The organism is Virgibacillus indicus, from assembly GCF_002266285.1.
GTDB lineage: Bacteria > Bacillota > Bacilli > Bacillales > Amphibacillaceae > Virgibacillus_K > Virgibacillus_K indicus.
This window is the reverse complement of the sequence record NZ_NPMS01000008.1, coordinates 122630-145986: the sequence shown is the minus strand read 5'-3', so window position 1 is coordinate 145986 and position 23357 is coordinate 122630. Positions and strand designations below refer to the sequence as shown.

The 23357-nt window shown below is 38.9% G+C and carries 24 protein-coding genes and 1 pseudogene; 12 read left to right on the top strand and 13 right to left on the bottom strand.

From position 1 onward, the window contains the following. A partial coding sequence (locus CIL03_RS19990; protein WP_206207713.1) for a hypothetical protein occupies positions 1-190 on the top strand: 190 nt, incomplete at its 5' end. Between the two features lie 469 nt (positions 191-659). Here the strand turns inward: CIL03_RS19990 and CIL03_RS15590 are convergent. Further along, a complete protein-coding gene (locus CIL03_RS15590) occupies positions 660-1529 on the bottom strand; it encodes a nucleotidyltransferase-like protein (protein ID WP_094886810.1) in 870 nt (289 codons plus the stop codon). A gap of 152 nt (positions 1530-1681) precedes the next feature. Here CIL03_RS15590 and CIL03_RS15585 point away from each other — a divergent pair, with 152 nt between their 5' ends. Both CIL03_RS15585 and pabB read left to right on the top strand, forming a co-directional pair. Next, complete coding sequence (locus CIL03_RS15585) at positions 1682-2059, top strand: YgzB family protein (protein ID WP_094886809.1); 378 nt, start codon at positions 1682-1684, stop codon at positions 2057-2059. 135 nt (positions 2060-2194) lie between these two features. Beyond that, entirely contained in the window at positions 2195-3919 is a 1725-nt protein-coding gene (pabB, locus tag CIL03_RS15580) for an aminodeoxychorismate synthase component I (RefSeq protein ID WP_094886808.1), read from the top strand. An 80-nt stretch (positions 3920-3999) separates the two neighbouring features. Here the strand turns inward: pabB and perR are convergent, their stop codons facing one another. From perR to fdhA, 5 genes and pseudogenes are all read right to left on the bottom strand, one after another. After that, entirely contained in the window at positions 4000-4443 is a 444-nt protein-coding gene (gene perR, locus CIL03_RS15575; RefSeq protein ID WP_094886807.1) for a peroxide-responsive transcriptional repressor PerR, read from the bottom strand. A 175-nt stretch (positions 4444-4618) separates the two neighbouring features. Continuing rightward, positions 4619-5176: a cob(I)yrinic acid a,c-diamide adenosyltransferase gene (locus tag CIL03_RS15570; protein ID WP_094886806.1), complete on the bottom strand. Its 558-nt coding sequence runs from the start codon at positions 5174-5176 to the stop codon at positions 4619-4621. Position 5177: 1 nt separating this feature from the next. Further along, the gene (locus tag CIL03_RS15565) at positions 5178-6125 is read right to left on the bottom strand and encodes a D-2-hydroxyacid dehydrogenase (RefSeq protein ID WP_094886805.1); all 948 of its coding nucleotides are present in this window, start codon (positions 6123-6125) and stop codon (positions 5178-5180) included. 81 nt (positions 6126-6206) lie between these two features. After that, on the bottom strand, positions 6207-6863 hold the full coding sequence (locus CIL03_RS15560) for a sugar transferase (RefSeq protein ID WP_165767976.1): 657 nt from the start codon (positions 6861-6863) through the stop codon (positions 6207-6209). A 179-nt stretch (positions 6864-7042) separates the two neighbouring features. Continuing rightward, positions 7043-8258, bottom strand: a pseudogene (gene fdhA / locus CIL03_RS15555) (formaldehyde dehydrogenase, glutathione-independent). 195 nt (positions 8259-8453) lie between these two features. Here fdhA and CIL03_RS15550 point away from each other — a divergent pair. Then, positions 8454-8864, top strand: a complete 411-nt coding sequence (locus tag CIL03_RS15550) for a GlcG/HbpS family heme-binding protein (protein WP_206207714.1) — start codon at positions 8454-8456, stop codon at positions 8862-8864. Positions 8865-8979: 115 nt separating this feature from the next. On the opposite strand, the gene bcp is transcribed toward CIL03_RS15550, so the two are convergent. Together bcp and CIL03_RS15540 are read right to left on the bottom strand one after the other, a co-directional pair. Beyond that, a complete protein-coding gene (bcp, locus tag CIL03_RS15545) occupies positions 8980-9447 on the bottom strand; it encodes a thioredoxin-dependent thiol peroxidase (RefSeq protein WP_094886803.1) in 468 nt (155 codons plus the stop codon). Between the two features lie 56 nt (positions 9448-9503). Next, positions 9504-9941, bottom strand: coding sequence for a potassium channel family protein (locus CIL03_RS15540; protein WP_094886802.1), 438 nt, complete (start codon positions 9939-9941; stop codon positions 9504-9506). Positions 9942-10063: 122 nt separating this feature from the next. Between CIL03_RS15540 and CIL03_RS15535 the strand changes: the two genes are divergently transcribed. The 6 genes from CIL03_RS15535 to CIL03_RS15510 all read left to right on the top strand — a co-directional run bounded on the left by CIL03_RS15535 (position 10064) and on the right by CIL03_RS15510 (position 16834). Next, complete coding sequence (locus CIL03_RS15535; RefSeq protein ID WP_094886801.1) at positions 10064-10762, top strand: response regulator transcription factor; 699 nt, start codon at positions 10064-10066, stop codon at positions 10760-10762. Further along, positions 10762-11754, top strand: a complete 993-nt coding sequence (locus CIL03_RS15530; RefSeq protein WP_240508093.1) for a sensor histidine kinase — start codon at positions 10762-10764, stop codon at positions 11752-11754. The genes CIL03_RS15535 and CIL03_RS15530 overlap by 1 nt, the downstream gene beginning before the upstream one ends. Before the next feature lie 112 nt (positions 11755-11866). Continuing rightward, positions 11867-12643 carry an ABC transporter ATP-binding protein gene (locus tag CIL03_RS15525; protein WP_094886800.1) on the top strand — a complete coding sequence of 259 codons (777 nt, stop codon included), beginning with the start codon at positions 11867-11869 and terminating at the stop codon, positions 12641-12643. Continuing rightward, entirely contained in the window at positions 12618-14534 is a 1917-nt protein-coding gene (locus CIL03_RS15520) for an ABC transporter permease (protein WP_094886799.1), read from the top strand. Before CIL03_RS15525 ends, CIL03_RS15520 begins: the two co-directional genes overlap by 26 nt. A gap of 287 nt (positions 14535-14821) precedes the next feature. Next, positions 14822-16117, top strand: a complete 1296-nt coding sequence (locus tag CIL03_RS15515; protein ID WP_094886798.1) for a glutamate-1-semialdehyde 2,1-aminomutase — start codon at positions 14822-14824, stop codon at positions 16115-16117. 189 nt (positions 16118-16306) lie between these two features. Beyond that, positions 16307-16834, top strand: a complete 528-nt coding sequence (locus CIL03_RS15510; RefSeq protein WP_094886797.1) for a hypothetical protein — start codon at positions 16307-16309, stop codon at positions 16832-16834. 101 nt (positions 16835-16935) lie between these two features. Here CIL03_RS15510 and CIL03_RS15505 read toward each other — a convergent pair whose 3' ends face one another. The 4 genes from CIL03_RS15505 to mutY form a co-directional block, all read right to left on the bottom strand. After that, positions 16936-18717, bottom strand: a complete 1782-nt coding sequence (locus CIL03_RS15505) for an ABC transporter ATP-binding protein (RefSeq protein ID WP_094886796.1) — start codon at positions 18715-18717, stop codon at positions 16936-16938. Between the two features lie 145 nt (positions 18718-18862). Further along, on the bottom strand, positions 18863-19390 hold the full coding sequence (gene ntdP, locus CIL03_RS15500; RefSeq protein WP_094886795.1) for a nucleoside tri-diphosphate phosphatase: 528 nt from the start codon (positions 19388-19390) through the stop codon (positions 18863-18865). 225 nt (positions 19391-19615) lie between these two features. Beyond that, positions 19616-19786 carry a gamma-type small acid-soluble spore protein gene (locus CIL03_RS15495; RefSeq protein WP_094886794.1) on the bottom strand — a complete coding sequence of 57 codons (171 nt, stop codon included), beginning with the start codon at positions 19784-19786 and terminating at the stop codon, positions 19616-19618. A gap of 245 nt (positions 19787-20031) precedes the next feature. Beyond that, positions 20032-21102: an A/G-specific adenine glycosylase gene (mutY, locus tag CIL03_RS15490; RefSeq protein WP_094886793.1), complete on the bottom strand. Its 1071-nt coding sequence runs from the start codon at positions 21100-21102 to the stop codon at positions 20032-20034. 91 nt (positions 21103-21193) lie between these two features. On the opposite strand from mutY, the gene CIL03_RS15485 reads away from it, so the two are divergent. Beyond that, positions 21194-22180 (top strand): metal-dependent hydrolase, encoded by a 987-nt coding sequence (locus CIL03_RS15485; RefSeq protein WP_094886792.1) that lies wholly within the window; start codon positions 21194-21196, stop codon positions 22178-22180. 52 nt (positions 22181-22232) lie between these two features. On the opposite strand, the gene CIL03_RS15480 is transcribed toward CIL03_RS15485, so the two are convergent. Further along, positions 22233-22568: a YfhH family protein gene (locus tag CIL03_RS15480; protein WP_094886791.1), complete on the bottom strand. Its 336-nt coding sequence runs from the start codon at positions 22566-22568 to the stop codon at positions 22233-22235. 103 nt (positions 22569-22671) lie between these two features. On the opposite strand from CIL03_RS15480, the gene CIL03_RS15475 reads away from it, so the two are divergent. Continuing rightward, positions 22672-23331 carry an SDR family NAD(P)-dependent oxidoreductase gene (locus tag CIL03_RS15475; protein ID WP_094886790.1) on the top strand — a complete coding sequence of 220 codons (660 nt, stop codon included), beginning with the start codon at positions 22672-22674 and terminating at the stop codon, positions 23329-23331. The last annotated feature ends 26 nt before the right edge of the window (positions 23332-23357 follow it).

Here is a 23357-nt window from a genome sequence, read left to right as displayed (position 1 = left end):
GGAATCGACACCAATCAATTCCATCAATTGTCTTAGCTTTTCAGAAGTGTTACCTTCTGAGTTTCTTAAAGAAAAAACAGTTCATGTTTTTCCTGACATACTGGTTGTTTTGTTCAGTTTTCAAGGAGCAAATTTCTTTGTCGCGTCTCAAATCAGCGACTTCACTAATATACCATATCAACTTTACTAAAGTCAACAAGTAATTTTTGATTTTTTGTCGCTAATTCCAATAGAATTTTTGCAACGGATTTAACTTTACCATGGTTAATTTACAAAGTCAACGATTATTTTAATAGAGATTTAAAAGTATTTTGTAGTGCAATTAATTATCGGGCATAAAAAGCCACATTCGGCTCCAGCAACCACCAAGACTTCCCCCCACCGTCCTTGAAAAGGAAAAACACTTTTTCTGGTGTGGTGTACCCGCAGAAGCTTTTCTGGTTCTGCGGGGCGCAGTCCGTACGTCGTTAAATGGGCACTCAGCGCCTTTGTTCTATTAAAACTGAGCTATTCTCGATGACTTACAATTCCCTGCTCAGTTTATACTTTCCCATAGGAACAACCTGTAAAACCAGGGATTGAATTAATGAAAGCCATCAACTGCATTCCTTAAGAAGAAATACCACATTTAATTTTATTCAATGCAGAAGAAAGTGTGCTTATCCGGCAACAATGTATTTTCGATGGTATAGTCCAGCACCTTTTGATTCCTGTCTGACAGTAAGCAGAATCTCTTTTTCCACTAAATAAGAAATGATTGCTGTCAGATCCAGTGTATATGGTGCAATTACCGGCATGGACTTTAATTCCGCATAGGACCACGCTGCCTCTTTTGTACTCATAATTTCCAACAAGTGTCTTACAGATACTCTTGCCCTGCTTCTGATAACAAAATCCATCGCAATGATCATTAACTGGATACGTTTTTCCATTTCCTCATCACTTTCAATGAACTCTTCATATAATTTATAAACTTCCAAATCAATTTGTTTTACCTGGCTCCATACAGTCACTTCAGGATAGTAGCCTTTTTCGATTACTGCCAATCTCGCTAAATAATGCAGCGAATACAGTATTTTACTATTTGCATCTTTATATTCATCGGATTCATATAATTCCTTCGCTTCACTATAGCTTTTAATCAATTTGCCAAATTCGATTGCTTTGCGCAAATCCCGCTTTCCGGTTGGAAAATCCCGCAGCTGATCCTTTAAGCCTCTTATATATTCATTACGGTCAAAAATTGCTTTTCCATAGATAATCCACTCTACTGCCCTGCGATATCCACTTGTATCAATCCATTGCATGAGCAGATTTTCTGTAACAATATGTAATGCTGCAGTTTTTTCATCAAATTCATAATGCTTCACTTTCCATGATTGTGTGGATTCTTTCACAATAATAAGTAATATGACATCAAAGTTATCTGTTAACGGACTGGTTGGTTTTGTCTTTTCCAATAATAAAACACCTAATGTGTCTGGATTACTTGCATATTCTTGGTATATCGGCCTCAGGAAGTCTTCCATTATTCATTTCCTCCATTTTCTATATCTCAATACGTACAAATTTACTATTTATAGTTATATATTTCGTTACATTTCGGTGAAATCCTTTTTCCTAAACGAAACTTTTTCTGAAATATGCTATACTACCAATGTAATATTTAAGGAGGACAACTATGGCAAGACTAATGTATTCAAGTAAAATAAATAAAATAAGATCCTTTGCACTGATTTTAATTTTCGCAGGAATTCTTCTTATGTATGGAGGTATATTAACCAAGGGAATTGATTGGTTAGTAGCGATTTTCTTTATTCTTGGTGTTTTAATGATACTTCTCAGCTGTGTGGTCTATGTATGGATAGGGACACTATCCCTGAAAGCTATCCCAATCATCTGCCCGAACTGTGAAAAACCAACAAAAATGCTGGGACGAGTTGATGCATGTATGCATTGCAAACAGACATTAACACTTGATAAAGATCTGGAAGGCAAAGAATTTGATGAAAAATACAATACTCGTAAATATAGAAGAGAAGCGAACAAATCAAAATAAACATATACCATCCTGATTAAAGCTGTTCATAAGAGCTGACTACTTTGTTTATCTGCAACATACGGCATAAATATAGTCATCCCTTTATTGAACAGCTTTTTGTATGGACAGATTTCTGATTGAAAGGAGCTCACAATGAATCCAATCCTTCATTTTGACTTTACTGCCAACGAAAATAAAAACCCTTTGCAATTTACAAATCCACTGAAAATTATTAAAGCGATTTCAATAGAAGAAGTACTTCCAGCATTAAAACAAATACAAGAGGCTGTTGATGATGGCTATTATGCAGCAGGATATATTTCATATGAAGCAGCACCGGCATTCGATTCTGCTTTAACCGTACATCATAATCCTGAGATGCCACTTGTTTGGTTTGGGGTTTTTGAAGAAGCAAAAGAGGAAGCACTCACAAGCAGCCAGCCTTTTCATACAACGGAATGGCTCTCCAATACAACAATTGAAAAGTATAACAGGGATTTATCCAAGATTAAACACTCTATTGAAAACGGAGATACATACCAGGTAAATTATACGATTCGAATGAATTCTAATTTTAGCGGTGACAGCATTTCTTACTATAATCATTTAACAAGAGCTCAGGTCTCGAATTATTGTGCCTACCTTGATATTGGTGATTTCACGATCCTATCCGCTTCTCCTGAATTATTTTTCCATTTTAAGGATAGAAAAATTACGACGAAACCAATGAAAGGAACAATTGGCAGAGGGAAGTCGAAGGAAGAAGACAATAATAATGCAGACTGGCTCTATCATTCCGAAAAAAATCGGGCTGAAAACGTAATGATTGTTGATTTATTGCGTAATGATTTAGGCGTAATTGCCAATCCCGGAACAGTAAAAGTCCCCAGGCTATTTTCGATTGAAAAATATCCTACCCTATTCCAGATGACTTCAGAAGTAACTGCTGAAATAGCCGAGGACAAAGGAATATCAGATGTTTTTCAGGCACTGTTCCCCTGCGGTTCAATTACTGGAGCACCAAAGGTCAGCACAATGAACATTATTAATGAGCTGGAAGAAGCACCAAGGGAAGTATACTGTGGTGCGATCGGCTATATTACTCCTAAGGGAGAAGCAATATTCAATGTCCCTATCCGAACCGTAATTATCGATAACAAAAAAGGCAATGCCCAGTACGGGGTTGGCGGTGGGATTACCTGGGATTCATCCAATAAAGAGGAATATGTGGAAGTTTTAACAAAGGCAAAAATTCTAAACAGCGAAACGAATGACTTCGAGCTGCTGGAATCCCTTGGACTAATTGATGGAAAATATTTGGTGCTGGAAAACCATCTGAATCGATTGCAGCAGTCCGCGGCTTACTTTCAAATTAACATAGAGATCGAATCTATTAAGGAGGAGCTGCTGGAATTTGCAAAGGATCATTCCAATAATTACTGGAAGGTGCGTTTACTCGTGGAAAAAGACGGCAGCTATAGGCTGGAAGGAAGTAAAGCAGCTTTATTTCAAGGGCCTCAGAAAGCAGCACTTGCAGACAATCCAATTGATCAGCACGATGTTTTTCTCTACCATAAAACAACAAACCGTTCCGTTTATGAGAATTTGAAGGAGCCGCATGCAGCTGTCTTTGATGTATTACTATGGAATAAAAATGGAGAGATTACGGAATTTACCACCGGAAATGCCGTCGTAGAGCTTGATGGCAAACTCTATACTCCACCAGTAGAATGTGGTCTATTGGCAGGCACATACCGAAAGAAATTGATAGAGGATGGCACGATTGAGGAAAGAAAGATTTTGAAGCAGGAACTGGAAAATTGCTCCGGTGTCTGGCTTATTAATAGTGTGAGAAAGTGGGTGCGGGTCCATTTTTAAGAAGTAAGCGGCAACTGACTAATCGACTAAAAACTAAAAAAATCCAAATGCAATTTTCACCAGCATTTGGATTTTCACCATTAATGTTTTTGTGTTGCCGGTCCCTTACAACCTTCACAGGTACCGTAAATTTCCATGCGATGATAGGTTACATCGAAGCCTGTCACCTGTTCCGCCAATGATTCCACTTCATCCAGTGTCGGGTAATGAAAATCAACTATTTTTCCACATTCATTACAAATAATGTGATAATGCTCTGAAGTATTACAATCGAAACGGCTGGAGGAATCTCCATAGGTTAGCTCACGTACAAGGCCGATTTCACGCAATACACGCAGATTATTATAAACTGTTGCAACACTCATGTTGGGAAATTTCCCTTCAAGTGCTTTATAAATCTCATCAGCTGTAGGATGAGTCATTGAGTTAAGAAGATATTCAAGAACCGCATGACGTTGTGGTGTGATCCGGACGCCTGATTCTTTTAATGTATTGATAGCATCATCCAAACGTGTCTCAGACATCGTCAGCACCTCTCTTTCAATAGTTTTTCCAAGTCAAATAGTATTATTATATTATAATTCTTATAATCAGTTTACTTGTTGTAACAGCTGCATGTCAATATAAGTATATTATAGCATCTAATTATTATTACAGACAGAAAAAGGATTCCTCTAAATTAGAGAAACCCTTCACTCGTCAGATATCCGCCTTCAACGGAATTTCTTCTCCACCAAGTTCTTTGTTCACATAGCGGGCTGCTACAAACAAAAAGTCGGAAAGTCTGTTTAAATAGGATACAACCAGCGGGTTTACAGCATCCTCCCCAAGTCCAACGGCAGTTCTCTCTGCTCTTCTTGCTACCGTCCTCGCTGCATGCAGCGCACTGGATGTTGGATGACCAGATGGCAGAATAAAGTTTCTTAACGTCTCAAGATCTTTATCCCATTCATCAATCTGATCTTCCAATTCCTGGATATGGTCTTTTTTCAGCTTCCAGGTCACCTCTTTATCACTAGGTGTTGCAAGCTCCGCTCCAACATGAAATAAAATCGTCTGAATCCGGTGCATTTTTTCAAGAAATACTTCTTTCGCTTCCCAATCCTCTTTATCTAGAAAGCTGAGTGCAAGACCAATCATCGAATTTGTTTCATCACATGTGCCGTATGCTTCCACACGCAAATCATTTTTTGCCACACGCTTCCCGTAAATCAGTGATGTTTTCCCTTTATCTCCAGATCTTGTGTATATCCGCATATTAATACCCCCTGGTTAGATCAATTTTATTAACAAAATCAGTGCTGCCATCCAAATATTTATCCAGATTTTCTTTGAAAATTTCCAGTGCCCTTGGTGTATAATGTTTCGACAATCCAGATAAATGTGGTGTTATGGTTACATTTTCTTCCTTCCATAGTGGATGTCCTTCTGGAAGCGGTTCTTCTTCAAAAACATCCAGCACAATATGAGAAATTTCCTCTTCCCGTACTGCTTTTAGCATATCCTCACTTTTAACCAGATCTCCTCTGCCCATATTCAGAAATACAGCATGAGCTGGAAGGAGCCTGAAATATTCATATGTGAATAGACCCTTTGTTTCTTCTGTGCTCGGCAGAACTGACACAATAATATCAGTTTGTGGCAGAAGCTCTTTCAAATCAGCTGTCGAATGATTTTCGTCAAAATATTCAACAGATCTACCGCTTCTTGAAACACCAATCGTTTTCATATTAAAAGCTTTTGCCAGACGTGCGACTTCCTGTCCAATCGCTCCCGTTCCAAGCACGAGTAATGTTTTTCCGGTAATCTCCTGCATTTTCACCGAAGGATCCCAGCTGGTTTCCAGTTCATTTTTAATTATTATTTTTGCCTGTTTATACACCTGCAGCAGCATCCCTATTGCATATTCAGCCATTGGAATTTTATGAATCCCTCTTACATTTGTAACGACAATATCTTTTTCCTTGATTACCTTAAATGGCATCTTATCCATTCCCGCTGACATTACCATTATCCATTTTAAGTTAGCAGCTTTTGCGATCAATTCTGGGGTAAGGTCACTTCCATAGGTTACCAGAACCTCCGCTTCACTCAGATGATCTTTTGCCTCATTCATATTATTGCAAAATCTAAAAGGTAGGTCCGAATAATCAGCTTGCAAGCGTTCATGATGTTTTTTTGATATTTTTGCAGAAAAAAGAATCACAAAGGTCCCCTCCTTATTCTTGTATCTGCTTCTATATTATATGTTTTTAAAATAATTGCACAATAATAAGGCAAAGGAAGTCTATTTAACCTTTCTAAAACTGCGCAAAATAATTTTCACATCCAGCAGATAGCATCTATTTTTCAGATAGTAGAGGTCATCATGCAGTTTAATCTTGGGGTTTTTGAAAGGATTTGGTTTTATCTGAGCATAGCCTGTCATTCCTGGTTTTACTGTCAGACGCGGTTTCTGCTCTTCATTATAGAAATGGATCTCAACAGGGAAATCTGCTTCTGGTCCTACAAGACTCATCTCCCCTTTCAAAACATTCCACAGCATCGGTAATTTTTGCAGCCTGCAGTTCTTAAGCCAGTTGCCTGTTGGTGTAAGTGTGACCAAAGCATCTCCGCTAGCGCGAAATCCATCCATTTGCGATTCCCAGGATTTATGATTCGGGCTTGGTGGGAGTTTATAAATTACTCGAGATGGGTTTGTCATGATGCGAAATGTATACATATGAAAAGGACGGCTATTTTTGCCAATTCGCAATTCACGGTAAATGATCGGCTTTCCCTCTTTTCTGTAGAGTTTATAACTGACGAAAATAAATACAGGCATGAATAATAGAAGCAGCGTGAAACTTACAACAATATCAGTAAGCCGCTTCATTGCAGGATAGATTTTGCGCTTATTCGTTATATTTGTTCGAGCTCTCGTGACATTCTCTTGTAACTCCATTAAAAAACACCTCATTATTAATAGATTAATATATTACAATCTATTCACTAATGAGGTGTTCTATTACAAAAAATGAGTATGAATCTATCGCGAAAAACTCATATTCATAGTGGATTCTATCAATAATGTACCGAATTTTGTAAAGGGGCAGGCATCCCCCTTCAAATAGAGGTTACCTTTTACTTGCTCAATGTGCCGTGCGGATCAATCACAAACTTTTTCGCTGCCCCGCTATCGAAGTCTGCATACCCTTCCGGAGCTTCATCTAAGGATATCACCGTTGCATTAACAACATTTGCGATATCCGCTTTTCCATTCAGTATAGCCATCATTAATTGTCGCTGGTACTTCATGGCAGGGGTTTGTCCTGTAGAAAAGGAATGCGCCTTTGACCAGCCTAATCCAAATCGAACTTTTAATGACCCCTGCTTGGCATCCTTATCCTTAGCACCAGGGTCTTCGGTGACATATAATCCAGGAATACCATATTTGCCGCCAGCTTCCACAACATCCATCATCGTATTCAGAACGGCGGCCGGCGCATCTTCATGATCCGTTCCATGCCCATAAGCTTCAAAGCCAACTGCATCAATGGCACAATCGACTTCAGGGACACCGAGGATTTCTTCAATTTGTTCCCCAACATCGTCATGCTCTTGTAAATTGATTGTTTCACATCCAAAGCTCCTTGCTTGTTTCAGCCGCTCTTCTTTTAAATCACCAACAATAACGACTGCTGCACCAAGCAATTGCGCAGAATGTGCTGCAGCCAATCCAACCGGGCCCGCCCCTGCCACATAAACAGTCGAACCTGTTGTTACGCCTGCACTGATTGCACCATGATAACCTGTTGGAAAAATATCTGACAACATCGTAAGGTCGAGTATTTTTTCCATCGCCTTTTCTTTATCCGGAAATTTCAATAATTGAAAATCAGCATATGGAACCATTACATATTCCGACTGGCCGCCAACCCAGCCGCCCATATCAACATAGCCATAAGCCCCGCCAGGTCTTTCCGGATTAACATTTAAGCAGATATGTGTATCCTGGCGCTGGCACATTTTACAGCGGCCACAGGCCACATTAAATGGAACAGATACAATATCGCCTTTTTTGATGATCCACGTCACGTCCTGTTTCAATAACTTCACCGGTAATTTCATGTCCCAATACCAGACCTGATGGTGCAGTGGTACGCCCACGGACCATATGCTGGTCACTGCCACAGATATTTGTAACAATATTTTTGAGGATGACCCCATGTTCACATTTTCTTCCGGCATTCGATTTTGGTACTCCTGGTCCATCCTGCAGCACTAAGTCAGGGAATGAGATATCCTGCACTTCCACTTTTCCTTCCCCTGTGTACACTACTCCACGATTATCAGCCAAACAAATAACCTCCTCCGTGTTTTCAGTGATATACAGGTCACATGTTTATGCAGACCCTTATTTCTCCTCTACCCGGTCATCATTTTACAAAACTTAAAAAGAACTATATGTGTTTGGCTGCAGAATGAGACGGGAAGACCACTATTGAAACGTACCGGATTTAAAGGAAAGAAAACCACAGAAAGGATGAACAGATTGGAAAAACTTAATTTGGAGACGGCAAAGAAACTGATTGACAGTGCGGAAAAGGAAGCGGGCAATATTGGAGTACAAATGGTCATTTCCATAATCGATGATGGCGGGAACCTCATTGCTGCCCACCGGATGGACGATGCTTGGCTGGCAAGTGTAGACATTGCTCACAATAAGGCTTGGACTTCAGTAGCACTTAAAATGCCAACATCCAACCTGGAGGAAGCGACAACACCCAATTCAGAACTTTGGGGACTCAACACGACCAATAATGGAAAAATCGTCGTGTTCGGTGGCGGCATTCCACTTGAAAAAGACGGAAAAGTGGTAGGCGCAGTTGGCGTCAGCGGAGGTGCCGTTCCGCAGGATGTCCAAGTAGCAGAAGCAGCAGTAAATGCCTTTGAAAAGATATAACCATAAAAAATGACCATCATATTGCTATACTATACAATTTGATGGTCATTTCCATTACAAGGTATGTTTGTGACTAGCAAAGGAACTCGTAGCCAATCGTGAAAAGCTCATCCTTTTACGAATTCTCCCTAATAAAATCCAGCGCTTCTTCCACATGCCCTTTCACTTGCACTTTACGGAATTCTTTCTGAAGCTTTCCTTCTTTATCGATAATAAATGTAGACCGTTCAATTCCGTAATATTCTTTCCCAAAATTCTTCTTCAGCTTCCAAACGCCGAAATCTTCCGCTACTTTATGGTCCTCATCTGCCAGCAGCAAAAATGGCAAATCATGCTTATCGATAAATTTTTGATGCTGTTCAACCGGATCCGGGCTTACACCAATAATCACAGCATCCAGATCGCCAAATTTTTCATGATTATCCCGGAAGTCACAGGCCTCTGTCGTGCAGCCTGGTGTCATATCTTTTGGATAAAAATATAATACGACATGCTTTCCTTTAAAGTCAGACAAGCTGACTTTTTCTCCATTTTGATTCGGCAAAGTAAAATCTTTTACCTGCTGTCCTGCTTCTACTGTCAAAGTAATCCCTCCATAGCTATTCTATAATTTCACTATAGCATACTTGATAGAGAGATTCATTTATCGCCTTTTTCCCGAGTGGATTGAACGAGCTTTAGTACAAATGCGGTCGGCAGCACATAGCCGATTAGTGCCTGAATCAAGGCGATAAACCTTCCGATGCCAATTGGCGTAATATCTCCATAACCAATTGTGAGCAACGTAACCCCGCTAAAATATAAGGAATGAATAACCGATCCTAATACATTGACCTGCCTAAGCTCTCCATGCTCGACAAGAATGATACCCTGAAAAGAAAGTATAAAGTAAATCAGACCAAATCCAATAATGACAATGCTGTAAATAATCATCAGTATATAAAAAAGCTCAGCAGAAAATCGGCTGTCACTCCGCTCCATACGATCACGGATCATACCGCCTTTGATAAACAGAAGCAGGCTTCTTAAAACAATGAAACATATGACGATAAGAGCAATCCAAGGAATCAGATTCATTTTGGTCCCCTTCTATACTGTTCTATATGCTATACATATGCTTGATTTAAGAAAAGCTTGTCATTTATTTTTGCATAATAATACGATAGGATAGGACTATATTAGAGAAAGCGGTGTGTTTGATGAAGAAAATTTATCTGATTGAAGATGATCCGAAGATTGCCGGACTTTTAAAGGAGTACCTGGAAAAGTATGAATATCTTGTAACAATCGTGAATGAATTTGATAAAATAATGCAAGAATTTAAATCAATCGAACCGCACCTTGTATTGATGGATATAAACCTGCCCCGCTATGATGGATTTTACTGGTGCAGGCAGATCCGCAGCATATCGAATTGTCCAATTATCTTTATTTCCGCTCGTGATTCCGGAATGGATCAGGTTATGGCAATTGAAAATGGCGGCGATGATTACATAACAAAGCCGTTTAACTTTGATGTGGTACAAGCAAAAATCAAAGGGATTATGCGCAGAATTTATGGCGAATATGCTGTCAGCAAACAAGCTGACTTTCTTGAGATAAATGGTTTTTATCTGCATCTTACTGCAATGGAAGCAGAGTTTGAGGGAAAGTCGATATCACTTACCAAGAATGAATTTATCTTGTTAAAGGCTTTTACAGATCGGCTGAATCAGGTATTATCCAGAACCTATTTGCTGGAAATGCTCTGGGATGATGAGCAATTTGTTGATGATAATACACTTTCCGTAAATATCACCCGTCTAAGGAAAAAGCTGAAGGATATCGGCATCCACAATAGCATTCAGACTGTAAGGGGCGCAGGTTATAAAATAATTGATACATGGAGCGGTGCATAATGAAGGATTTTTTAAAGGACAGCCTGCCATTTATTTTATTCTTTTATTCCCAGTGTCTGCTTATCATCGGCATCGCTCAGCTGGCTGCTGTAATTGCCGGGACCTCGCTTGGAATAGATATCATTATCTATTTATTCATACTTCCCACAAGCTGTTTAATTATTTTTCTATTGTTTCGCTACTATAAAATGCGTGAGTTTTACAGGGGCTTTCACCAAACACCCAACAGCCTGCCGGAATCCCCAAACAGGCTGCTGGAAAATGTCACAGCACAGTATGAACAGCAAACAAATCACTTTGAGGAAGAAATTGATCAACTGGAACGGCAAAAGCAGCTGGAGTTTAATTTCATGCAGCAATGGGTGCATCAAATGAAGACACCTGTATCTGTTATGCATTTAACTTTGCAAAAGGAGAAGGATGATCTGCCCGAGGATTTCCTTCACAGCATGCAGGAAGAATTAGAACGGCTTCAGCAGGGATTGGATCTTGCTCTGTACCAGTCCCGTCTGCAGAAATTTGACCGTGATTTTTATGTGCAGCAGGTTTCTTTGAATTCACTAATTAAAGAAGTGATTAAAGAATTTAAGTCCAGCTTTATTCGAAATAATGTTTTTCCCAAATTGGATATTGATGAGGAAATAATCATAGCAACTGACCCGAAATGGTTTCGCTTTGTGCTTACACAAATTATTTCCAATGCGATTAAATATTCAAAGGAAACCTCAGACACCATTTATTTTGAAGCAAATGAAGAATATAAATTACTTACCCTGAGAATCCGCGATACCGGCCATGGAATACCAGCACAAGATATGTCCAGAGTGTTTGATCCCTTTTTTACAGGGATTAATGGCCGTACATTCCGTGAATCTACTGGAATGGGACTTTATTTATCGGAAGAAATATGCAAGGAATTAGGACATGACCTGAAAATCAGTTCTGAAAAAGATGTCGGGACAACCGTATCAATCATGATTGAAAAAGCATAGTATCTTGCAAAATTGTAAGGTTGATACCCAATTTGAAAGCTGAAGCAATAGATTCCAGTAAATTTCCAGGATATACTTAGGATAGATGCAAGAAATGACAGGAGGAACAATTATGTCAGTATTAACAGCTGAGAATCTCTCGAAGATGTACGGCGGTAAACGTGGAATTCAATATGAGGCTTTACAGCACTTTAATCTATCTGTAAACAAAAATGAATTTATCGGCATTATGGGCCCATCCGGCAGTGGGAAAACAACGCTATTAAATCTATTGTCAACAATTGATACTCCAACTTCTGGTAAAATACGTATAAACGGGCAGTCTGTAACATCCTTATCAAAACATAAGCTTGCCATATTTCGGCGCAGGCAAATGGGGTTTATTTTTCAAGATTATAACCTATTGGAAACATTGACAATTGGAGAAAATATCCTGCTCCCGCTCACATTAAATAAAGTAAAGGTAAAAGAAATGGAAAAGAAGCTAGTCGCTGTTACAAAGCAGCTGGGGATTGATCAGCTCATCCACAAGCGCATATTTGAAGTATCCGGCGGCCAAATGCAGCGTGCTGCAATCGCAAGGGCCATCATTCACGAGCCGACCATCATATTTGCTGATGAACCAACTGGAAATCTTGATTCCAAAGCTTCCCTTCAAGTGATGGAGGCATTAAGCAGTTTGCAGGAATCCGGGAAAACAAGCGTCTTGATGGTTACGCACGACCCTTTCGCAGCAAGCTTTTGCGGGCGCGTAATTTTTATTAAGGATGGCAAATTATTTAATGAAATTCACCGTGGTGATAATCGTCAGTCCTTTTTCCAGGATATCTTGAATGTTCAGTCACTGCTGGGAGGAAATATGGATGACTTTCATTCAATTCGCGTTTAATAATGTTAAACGAAATACACGTGCTTATTTAAGCTACTTTTTAAGCTGCATGTTCTCGGTTATGGTGTTTTTTATGTATGCAGTTGCTGTATTTCATCCGGATATTGCAGAATATGAATTTCGTGATATTGTTCAGCGCGGAATAATTGCATCTGAAGTGATTATTTACGGATTTTCCTTTCTGTTTGTTTTATATTCCACCGGTTCATTTATAAAATCCCGTAAAAAAGAATACGGACTGTTAACAACGCTTGGAATAAGTAAGACACAGTTAAATTTTATGCTGATTCTGGAAAATACGATTATCGGAATTGCATCCATTGCTGCAGGGATTGTTGCCGGAGCATTGTTAACAAAAGCTTTTTTAATGTTTTTCACCATTGCACTTGGACTTGAGGATGTATTGCCATTTTATTTATCCTTTAAAGCAATTGGTCTCACCGCACTGTTATTTTTCATTATGTTTGAACTGAATACAATTGCAGTCATTTGGACACTCCGGACTAAGTCAATTATGGATGTATTCCGTGGCTCTAAATCACCAAAAAAAGTGCCGCGATTTTCGTGGATTTTAAGTGTTTTATCACTAGCTGCAATTGGAACTGCTTATTATTTAGCTTATACTGCAGATTGGATAACGATTTTTTCTCGAATGTTTTCGATATTGTTTTTTATTATTCCAGGCACCTACTTCCTATTCACTCAGTTCAGCATTGCCTTTACCAATGGGTTGAAATTCAATAAAAACTATTACTACCGGAAGTTAAATATGTTAACAACATCTGATTTAACATTCAAACTTCGCGATAATTCACGGCTGCTGTTTTTTGTAACAATCTTGAGCGCAGTATCCTTTACGTCATCTGGCGTAATGTATGGATTATTTCAGAGCGCGGCAGAGGAAGCAGAACATTTCTCACCACAGGATGTTACGTTAATAGGTCAGGGCGAAGATAATAGGAAGACATTTTTGAAAGAAGTCAATTACGTAGAGGAACGTTTTAAAAAAGAGGGCATCACCTATCAATCAATGCTGGCTAATTCGGTCGGAGTTCAGGGATACTCAGATGTTAGCGAGTGGAATGATTTAGAATTACTAATTTATTCTTATTCCGATTATAAAAAGATGGTGGAAATGAATGGTGAAAAGGTTGATTTTAAGCCAGCTGAACATGAGGTGTACCTGTTAATACCTGAACTGCTGTCATCAACTAAAATGAATCAGCCTGAAAACTTCTCCTTTGTCTCAAAAAATAATAACAGGGATTTCATTGTCAAAACTGCCGAGTCTGGGATAAACAGCAATATATATACAAACTATCCCTATATTGTTGCAGATGAAATTTTTGAACAGTATTATCAAGCCGCGGATGACGATGAGATTTATTATAATTATGTAATGGATATTCCCAATTGGGTGAATTATGCTGAGGAAATCACAGAAATAACTTCCCATGAAAATTTTGAAATCGCACGTCCAGATTCACAGGCTAATTTTTATGTTGCAACAAAGGAAGGAATGTCTTATCTGTTCTTTTTTGGTATATTTATAAGTGTTCTTTTCTTTTTAGCTGCTGGTTCCATTCTTTATTTTCGCATGTATCAAGACATTGATAATGACTTGAAACACTTTCACTCGCTTTACAGGATTGGCCTGACAGATAAGGAAATGAAAAAAATTGCAACAAAAGAATTGGGTCTGTTATTTTTTATTCCATTTTTTGCAGCGGTAATTCATGCAGCTTTTGCATTTAAAGCACTGCAGAATTTGCTCTCATCATCAATAACAATTCCTAGCATCATTGTGATCAGCATTTACTTTATTGTTCACTTTGCAAACTTCCTGTTTATCCGGAACATCTATACTGCAAAGCTGAAAAAAGTGATGTGATGTTTAGGATTCTTGGGAAGTTGATAGAAATCAGGGAAAAGTTGAGAGATAATGCACCTAACCTGAGAGATAGTTAAAGAAAGTTGAGAGCTAAGTCAGATATTCTCCATTATCTCTCAACTTCCAAAGGATATGTCTCAACTTTTAGGAGCTGTCTCTCAACTTCAAGAAGGCATGTCTCAACTTAACTTAAGGAAATATTTCCAGGGGCTCAGGCGGATTTCCCAAATGATGAAAATAACAAGAACTATAGCCAAACAAAGCAAAAACAAGGAGGCAATTTTTTAATGAATTTTACAAAATCAGAAGAACAGCATAAAGAGGCACTAGAACATATCGTAGGTGGAGTAAACTCACCATCCCGTGCATATAAAGCAGTAGGCGGCGGATCTCCTGTTTATATGGAACGTGGACAAGGTGCTTATTTCTGGGATGTCGATGGCAATAAATATATCGATTATCTGGCGGCATATGGCCCGATTATAACTGGACATGCCCATCCCCATATCGCTAAAGCTATTGCAAACGCAGCAACTACTGGGGTACTATACGGAACACCAACGCGCCTGGAAAATCAATTTGCAAAGATGCTGAAGGAAGCAATTCCTTCCCTTGAGAAGGTACGTTTTACCAATTCCGGTACAGAAGCAGTTATGACCACAGTACGGGTTGCCAGGGCATATACGGATCGCACAAAAGTTATTAAATTTGCCGGCAGCTATCATGGACATTTTGATGCAGTTCTAGTTCAGGCTGGATCTGGACCTGCAACTCTCGGTACACCGGACTCAGCAGGTATCCCCCGTTCAGTCGCAGAGGATGTCATCACGGTACCATTCAATGATCTCGATGCATTCAAGGAGGCACTGAATCATTGGGGTGATCAAATTGCAGCCGTTCTGGTTGAACCGATAGTAGGCAACTTTGGGATTGTTGAACCACATGTTGGATTCCTTCAGGCGGTAAATGACCTAACCCATGATGCTGGCGCATTGGTAATTTATGATGAAGTAATTACGGCTTTCCGTTTTACATATGGCAGTGCCCAGCAGGTTTACGGGATTGAACCAGATATGACCGCAATGGGTAAAATAATTGGCGGCGGTTTGCCAATAGGTGCATATGGCGGCAGGAAAGATATCATGGAACAGGTGGCACCACTCGGACCGGCATATCAGGCTGGAACAATGGCCGGAAACCCTGCATCAATGGCTTCAGGAATCGCTTGTCTGGAAGTATTGCAGGAAGACGGGATTTATGAAAAATTAGACAATCTTGGAGAGCGGTTAGAGAATGGGATCCTTGAACAGGCTCACACTCATGGTATTCAGATCTCGTTAAATCGCCTATGTGGTGCACTTACCGTTTACTTTGGAAACGAAAAAGTTACAAATTACGATCAGGCTGAAGCGAGTGATGGCGAAGCATTTGCCAAATTCTTTAAGCTGATGCTTGAACAAGGCATAAACCTGGCACCATCAAAATATGAAGCGTGGTTCTTAACAACCGAACACACCGAAGCAGATATTGATGAGACAATTCAAGCAGTTGGCAAAGCTTTTGTTGCAATGGCTAAAAATTAAATCATATAGCACTCCTTTTTTGGGAGTGCTATAATTTTAAGTAGAATATATTGAAAATTCCTAAAATAAATGTATAGTATATTTAACTAATATTTCTGTTTGTAATTGGCAGAGCATATTAATACAAGATGAATATAAAATTTACAAAAACAGAACTTTATAATCGGGGGAGCCCTGGGAGGTTAAACTTTGAATAGAGAAATTCGATTTTCAGAAAAGCTATTACTGTCCGGACTTATCTTTATTGTAATATTTAATGTTGTACAAGATTTGGTTCCTTTAGGTCCTTTAAATGACGTTCAGGCTATTGCTGAGAACAACTCTGTAAATGAACTGATCATTATAACAATGATCGGAGCAGGCCAATTTTTGCTGTTAACGGGGGTTGTTCTATTTTTCATGGGAAAGATATACCCGATTTGGATTAGGCTCTGGCTGGTTATCCATCAAGTAAGTATCTTCATCGGGGTATTAATAGCATGGTGGATTCCGTACTTTTTCGGAATTGGTGCAGAAGAAAGAGTTGAAAGATACAATCAAATGTTTGGAAACACACACTCTTTTCTTCCAGCAATGAATGGCATTGTTCCTAATACGTTGCATACCGCTTTTCATATTGTGCTGTTAGCCTGTATTATTCTTACTATCTATATAAGCCTTACTAATTCAAGAAAAAAAGAAAAGAATTATAGAGTTCTACTGAAAGATATAAAATGAAATTCTAAATGACCGTACACTGTATAAAAATAGCATGCGAAACACTTGTAGTTTCACATGCTATTTGCAATTTAAGATTAGGAATCACTCCCGCAAGATCCCTATTTCAATTTTACTTCTTCTTCCATTTCCGATCCATCATCCAGATGCTGTACCTGGTATAAATCATAGTAGCTGCCCTGCATTTTCATTAATTCCTCATGTGATCCAATCTCAATTATTTCGCCATTTTCGATAACTACAATTCTATCCGCGTGAGTAATTGTTGCCAAACGGTGTGCAACAATAAATGTCGTCCGGTCAGACGCTAACTTTTCAACCGCTTCCTGGATGGTATGTTCACTTTCCAAATCCAGTGCAGAAGTAGCTTCGTCAAAAATTAAAATTGGCGGGTTTTTCAAAAATACTCTTGCAATTGCAATTCGCTGTTTTTGCCCACCCGATAATTTAACACCACGTTCTCCAACCAGCGTGTCATATCCATAAGGCATATTTTCAATAAACTCATGTGCATTTGCAGCCTTTGCAGCTGCTGTAACTTCCTCATCTGTTGCCTCCGGATTACCCATTCGTATATTCATTGCAATGGATTCACTGAATAATGTATTATCCTGAAGAACCATCCCAATATTATCTCGCAAAGACCTTGCTTTGACATCACGGATATCGATTCCATCAACCTTAATGGAACCCCCAGTTACATCATAAAATCGCGGAAGCAGGCTGATCAGTGTTGATTTACCGCCACCACTCATACCTACAAAAGCAATTGTTTCCCCTTTTTTTACATGTAAACTAATATCCTTTAATACTTCGTTTTCTTCATCCTCATATTTAAAATGGACGTTCTCGATATCCACTGAACCATGTACGCGTCCAAGTTTTTTTGCATTTTCTTTATCAACAATGTCATATTTCTCATTTAAAAATTCAAATACACGGTCAATCGAAGCAATCGATTGAACCAAAACAGTTGATGAGTTGACCAAACGTCTCAGCGGGCTATAAACCCTCTCCATATATCCGACAAAAGCCATCATTGTACCAAGCGTAATATCGCCATTTATAACCTGGTAACCGGCAAAACCAATCACCAGCAGCGGTGCTAAATCGGTTATCGTGTTGGTAACAGCAAATGTTTTCGCATTCCATGTCGTATGATCCAATGACTTGTCCCAGAAATTATCATTCCGCGTGGCAAATTGTCCTTGTTCATATTCTTCCAATGCAAAACTTCTTGTTACAGGCATCCCTTGCACTCTTTCGTGCAGGTGCCCCTGGACTTCCGCAAGCGACTGGGATCTGTCGCGGGTTAATTTTCTCAACCTTGCATAAAAGAATTTTACAGAAAATCCATACAGCGGGAATAGGATGATAGCAACAATTGTCAGCCAAACATTCATGGTAAGCATGATTATAATAGCGATTAATATCGTAATTAGGTCGAGCCAGATATTCATTAACCCAGTAATCACGAAAGTTTTTGTTTGTTCGACATCATGTATTACCCGGGAAATAATCTCCCCGGTTTTTGTCTTAGAATAGAACTTGAGACTCAATTTTTGAATATGATCGAATAATCTGTCTCTAATGTCATAAAGAATTCTGTTTCCGACCCATTGTGCCAGGTATTGTCGAAAATATTCAATAGGCGGACGTAATATTAGAAATACCACAAACGAAATACCCATAAGCCATACAAGCTCTGAAATTTTATCAGAATTGCTAATGTTATCCGCTGCGATGATATTATCAATTACATATTTAAGGATCAAAGGCATCAATAAAGGAATTCCAAATTTCAAAATCCCTATCAATATCGTCCAGAGAATCTTCCATTTATATGGTTTAACAAATTCTAAATATTGTTTTACACTGCTCATAATTTTATCTTCCTTAAATTTAATAGTAGCAATAGAAAAGCCTTGCTACAGCCAGTAACAAGGGGTTTGATGGGACGAACGAAGTGCAGTCCCAAGGGTTTTTGATTAGACGAAAAGAGTGCAGTCCCAATGTTTCCTCCTGGATTTATCGATATGTTAGATATCGTTCGTACCACCCGTCCACAAATTCCGGTGCAAACGGACCTTTTCTTCCGCGTACCCAGCGGAGCAAATAATCGATATTGTTATGCAATATTCGATCAAGTACCCTGGGATAATTCATTTGAACCCGATGCTCTTCATATTCATCTTCATCCAAGAGATCATATGTCATATCGGGGTAGACCTTCACATCTAAATCATAATCAATATATTTCAGGGCTTCTTCATCGTATACGAATGGAGAACTGATATTACAGTAATAATAAATCCCGTCATTTCGAAGCATTCCGATAATATTGAACCAATGCTTTGCATGGAAATAGCAAATTGCCGGTTCCCTCGTTATCCAGGTTCTGCCATCACTTTCCGTAACTTGTGTCTTATCGTTGGCTCCGATAACTATCGTTTCTGTTCCCTTTAATACCAGACTGTTTTCCCAAACACGATGCAGGCTGCCATTGTGTTTATAGCTATGGATTTGCATTTTTGTACCCGGTCTCGGAGCAACCATCGTATCGTTCCTTTCATTTCATTAATATTCACCGTTAATAATCCTGCATATTATTATACGGGCAACATTATGAAATATAAAGTATTATGACCCGGGCAGTCTACTAGAGTTCACCAAATTAGCGAAAGCCTTAATGACTTTACCTATACTTTTATCCTTAGCACAAAAAAGAGTTTCCCTGAAGAAAGGAAACTCTTTTTTGTTTGGTTATGGGGTAGGTACTACTTATTTCTTGTTTTGCTGAGATTTTTGATTTTGTTTTTTCACTTGCTGAGCATCAGTCTCAGAAGCAAATTCAGTACCATACTGACCTTGTCCTTGGGCAGCTTGCTGGTTTTGCTGTTTTACTTTTTGTACGTTTGTACCTGCTGCTGACTTGTTAGGTTTTTTAGCCATCAGTATCACCTCCGCAATAATTAATTTGTCCATTATTAAAATTGTTATTCCCGAAAATATTTACTTGGAAAAAACTTCCTGATAAATAGCCTGCACATTGTAGTTTCACGGGATCGGAGGTATAAAAAATTGTAAAATAAACAAATTAATAGCGATGGTTTTAATTAATACAGGAATGCGGACTTAGGATAGATATCCTGTCCATTGTACTTGGATGCCCAGCATCCACCAGCCAAAAGCTATTCTTATTTTATATAGCTCATCATCTTTTGATGAGAAACAGGAAATGGATATCTTTCCAATCCGTCCTTCTCCACCAATAGCAGACGCTCATCTGTTAATTCCTGCTGCTGAGTTTCTGCTTCATATATTTCAAGCTGCCAGATAATATGTGAAAAAACATGCTTTAAATTACCCTTTTTAGCATTTATTTTTATATCTAATCCATATTCATCATTAACCCAGTTTCCAACATGATCCCAGCCGACTTCGTCAATTGGCACCATTGGAAATTGCCAGAGGTCTGCCAACAGCCCTTTGTCTGAACGTTTTTCAATAACATATTCACTTTTATCATTTTTAATTAACAGTACAACATATGCTTTTGGCTTTTGCTTTTTCGCTTTTGATTTAATTGGAAGGCTTTCTTCCATTCCCTCAGCAAAGGCAATGCAATATTCCTGCACCGGACAGAGCAGACATGCCGGTGATTTAGGTGTACAAATCGAGGAGCCAAGATCCATAATAGCTTGGTTAAATGACGATGGGTCCTCTTCACTGATAACTTCGCGGACATATGTATCAAACAGTTTTTTTGTACGCTGCTGGGCAATATCTTCTTCTATTTTTAATACTCGTGAAAATACACGCATGACATTTCCATCAACTGCTGGCTCCGGCTTATTATAAGCAATCGATAAAATGGCTCCTTTCGTGTATGGACCAATTCCTTTCAGGGACCCCAATTCCCTTGGAGTATCAGGAACTTTGCCGCCGTACTCAGCAACAACTTCACGAACGGCGTTTTGTAAGTTTCTAGCTCGGGAATAGTAACCTAGACCCTCCCACGCTTTTAAAACGTCCTGGGGGTCAGCATCAGCCAATTCGTAAACCGTTGGAAATTGTTCCATAAAACGATGAAAATATGGAATAACGGTATCCACCTTAGTCTGCTGGAGCATAATCTCGGATACCCAGATTTTATAAGGATCTTGGCTTTTGCGCCATGGTAAATCACGTTTATTTTCATCATACCATTTGAGTAAATCCTGCTGAAAACCAGCAGTGTCAAAATATTGTAATGCTTTGTCAGTCATAATTGCACATCCTTTATGTTACAATAAACAATAAAACAACAAATTGTTCAGACATCCTGTAATCAGATGAGATTAAGGAGGACCAGAGTATATGGATACTGGAACCCATATTGTAATGGGAGTTGCACTTGGCGGTCTGGCAACATTGGATCCCGCAGTGCATAATGATCCCGTACTGTTTCACGCAGTTTTAGCGGGGACAATTATCGGTTCTCATGCACCAGATTTCGACACTGTATTAAAGCTTAAAAATAATGCAACTTATATAAGACACCACCGCGGAGCAACACATTCCCTGCCTGCAGTTATTCTTTGGGGAATTCTAATCGCTTCGATTATATATATGTTTGTTCCACAGGTTAACTTTCTGCACCTATGGCTATGGACATTCTTAGCTGTTATTATCCATGTGTTTGTTGACATCTTTAATGCGTATGGGACTCAAGCTTACCGGCCATTTACCAGCAAATGGATAGCCCATGGGTTCATCAATACGTTTGACCCTTATATTTTCATGCTGCACATTGCTGGAATTGGTGTATGGGCACTTGGGGCAAATCCAGGATTAACATGGCTGGTAATTTATTCAGTAATCCTACTGTATTATATCAAACGATTTATAGATAAACGAGAAATTGTCAAAAAAATAAAAGATCATTTTCCAAACACGGAACAAATTGCAACATCACCCACAATCAAGCAAAACTATTGGCGTGTCGCAATTACAACAGATTCTAAATTTTACGTTGGTGCTGTGGAAAATGGGCACATCGAGATTGTCGATGAATTCAATAAGGTCCCACTGCCAGATTCAACAATAATGGAATTGGCACAAAAGGATAAAAATATATCAGCATTCTTATCCTTCTCACCAGTATATCGCTGGGAAATCAATGATTACGATGATTTTACAGAGGTACGGTTTATTGACCTGCGTTATCGTTCAAAAGATTATTATCCATTTGTCGCAGTTGTACAGATTGATGATAATATGCGGATCATGAGTTCCTATACCGGCTGGATCTTCTCAGAAAATAAATTGCAAAATAAATTGCATGTTGAAGAGAGCCCAATTTAATAATTCTTAAGCCAAAATAGAACAGCAGGTATTATTTCACCTGCTGTTTTTCTTATTTTTTCAGCTTATCACCTAACAGCGAAATAGGAATCGCTTCTTCTTTTTCATACTCTTCATCTAAAAGATTTATCCGATGGCCCCAGGCAAATACACCATTTACATAATTAATTTTAAAATTGTAGCCCGGTTCCATTTTCAGCTCATATCTTTCCCCGTCTTCAAATTCCTTCGGGTTAAGTGTATATGCTAATGCTACCTGCATTTTTCTTTCATTAATGGATACTTCACTTATATTTCCAAGCTGTTCTGCCTTTTGTGCCTTTTCCTTGAGCTTTCCTATTTCTGCATACAACTGCTCAATGGAATAATCACTGTATCGATAATTCATTTGTCATCTTCCCCTTCCAGCCTTTCATTTTACATTTTACCAATTGTTTAGGACAATGGAAATGATGTTACTCATACTTATCTATAATACAGGAGGAAAAGCAATGCCAAATGTTGCAATAACTGGTGCTGGAAGTGGACTTGGCCGCGCCTTGGCACTTCAATATGCAAAAAATGGATATGAAGTTTTTTTATTAGGCAGAACCGATAATAAATTACATTTGGTGAAAAGCGAAATCGACGATGCAGGAGGTCAGGCCGAAATCATTTTATGTGATGTCAGTGAGCAGGCTTCTGTCAGCATTGCTTTTCAGCAAATCGGTCAGCTGGATGTATTTATTAATAATGCAGGAATAGGTATTTTCGGTCCGGTGGATGATTACCGGGTTGATGAAATTGAAAAAACACTGGACACCAATGTAAAAGGAACAATTTTCACAGTACAATCAGCTCTTCCCTTGATCAGAGAAAGCAAAGGAAGAATACTAACAATTATTTCAACTGCCGGTCTTAGGGGAAAAGTGAATGAATCCATTTACTGTGCAAGCAAATTTGCTGTACGAGGTTTTACAGAAAGCCTGCAGCAGGAATGGGAGGATGAGCCACTTTCTATTACGGCAGTATATATGGGCGGGATGAACACACCGTTCTGGGAAAACTCAACCCATGTAGATAACCCTTCCAAGTTAAAAGGTCCGGAAATTGTGGCAGAGCAAATTTTCAGCGAAGATGATGGCAGAAAAGAAATTATTATTGATCGCTAATATGCTGGAGGCAGAGAGTTTTATAT